Origin of the sequence: uncultured Campylobacter sp. (genome assembly GCF_938045775.1) — a bacterium.
In the GTDB taxonomy this organism is placed as follows: Bacteria; Campylobacterota; Campylobacteria; order Campylobacterales; family Campylobacteraceae; genus Campylobacter_B.
The window spans coordinates 1-1382 of record NZ_CALIBH010000089.1 but is presented as its reverse complement, the minus strand read 5'-3'; the positions used below and the strand labels follow the sequence as shown (position 1 = coordinate 1382).

At 54.8% G+C, this 1382-nt stretch carries 2 protein-coding genes; both read left to right on the top strand.

What is annotated here, in order from left to right; genetic code table 11:
* On the top strand, nt 1-996 hold a 996-nt coding region (locus Q0238_RS03220), incomplete at its 5' end, for an alanine racemase (protein WP_297942875.1).
* Nucleotides 997-1132: 136 nt separating this feature from the next.
* Nucleotides 1133-1382, top strand: a 250-nt coding sequence (locus Q0238_RS03215; RefSeq protein WP_297942874.1) for a pyrimidine dimer DNA glycosylase/endonuclease V, incomplete at its 3' end; no start/stop codon positions are given.

The following is a 1382-nucleotide window of genomic DNA, read 5'->3' as shown; positions in this document are numbered from 1 at the left end:
CCGCACACCAAAACGCACAAAATGCCCTATTTCGCGAAGCTGCAAGAAAGTATCGGCGCTGTGGGCATCACGGTCGCCAAAACGGGCGAGGCCGAGATCATGGCTACAAACGGGCTAAAAGATATATTTATCGCAAACGAGATCGTGGGCGAGCTGAAATTTCAGCGCATCATCGCGCTTTTGCGCGCGGGGATAAACTTAAGCTTCGGCGTCGACAGCATAGAGCAGGCGGGCCTGATAGAGCGCGCCTTTGAGCGCAGCGGCACGAAGGCCTGCGTGCTTGCCGAGATCGAAGTGGGCGAAAACCGCTCTGGCTTCGTAGAAAAGCAGGATTTCACGGCGTTTATAAAATTTATAAAAGGCTGTAAAAATATCGAATTTCGCGGCGTGTTCTCCCACGACGGTCACTCCTACAAAGCCGCCGATAAGAGCGAATGCGAGCGCATCCACCTAGCCGCGCAGCGCCGCACGCTGGAGTTTGCGGATATCGCGCGCGAGCTGGCTCTACCCGCACGCGTCGTTAGTATCGGCTCGACGCCATCGCTCATCAACGATTTTGAAATTTTAAAGGGCGTCACCGAGATCCGCCCGGGCACATATATCTTTATGGATGCCTCGCAGGCGCAGGCGTACGGCGATTATTCGATGAACGCCGCGAGCATCCTTACGACCGTCATCAGCAGACCTACGGCAGATCGCATCATCACCGACGTCGGCGCCAAGGGGCTCACGCAGCAAAGGCGCACCGAGGGCTTTACGGCAACGCCCGGGCTCGGGCGCATAAAGGGTACGGAGGTGTGGGTAAATGGCGTTTACGACGAGCATGCGATCATCTACGACAGAGCGCTGCGAGACGCCGTGCGCGTGGGCGATCGGCTCGAAATTTATCCGAACCACATCTGCCCCGTCGTAAATTTGCACGAGTTCGCCTATCTCGTTAGCGGCGGCGAGGTCGTAGAAAAGATCCCCGTACTATGCAGAGGTAAGCTGCAATGAGCGGGAAATTTAGAGGCGAGATAAAATTTAGCCTCTAATCTAGGGCACGGTCAAATTTAAGGCGCGAATTTATCGCCGCTCAGGCTGCGGCGCAAAACGCGCCGAATTTGACGACTAAATTTAACGAAAGGCAAAAATGAGACTTTGGACGATAAGCTTTAAATATCTCGACGCAAAGGGGCTCGTGGCGCTGTGGCGCGAGGCGCTGCTAGCTAAAAACGTGCTGGCTGGACTAACTAAGGGCTACAAAAATCACCCGCAGCTTGACCGATTTTACGCGCATGAAAACGCGCTAGAAGCGGCAAATGCGTATCTAGCGGAAGTTTATGAGGAGGGCTGCGCTCGCGGGTATAAATTTGACGCCGCGAAGGTGGGCGAATTTGACG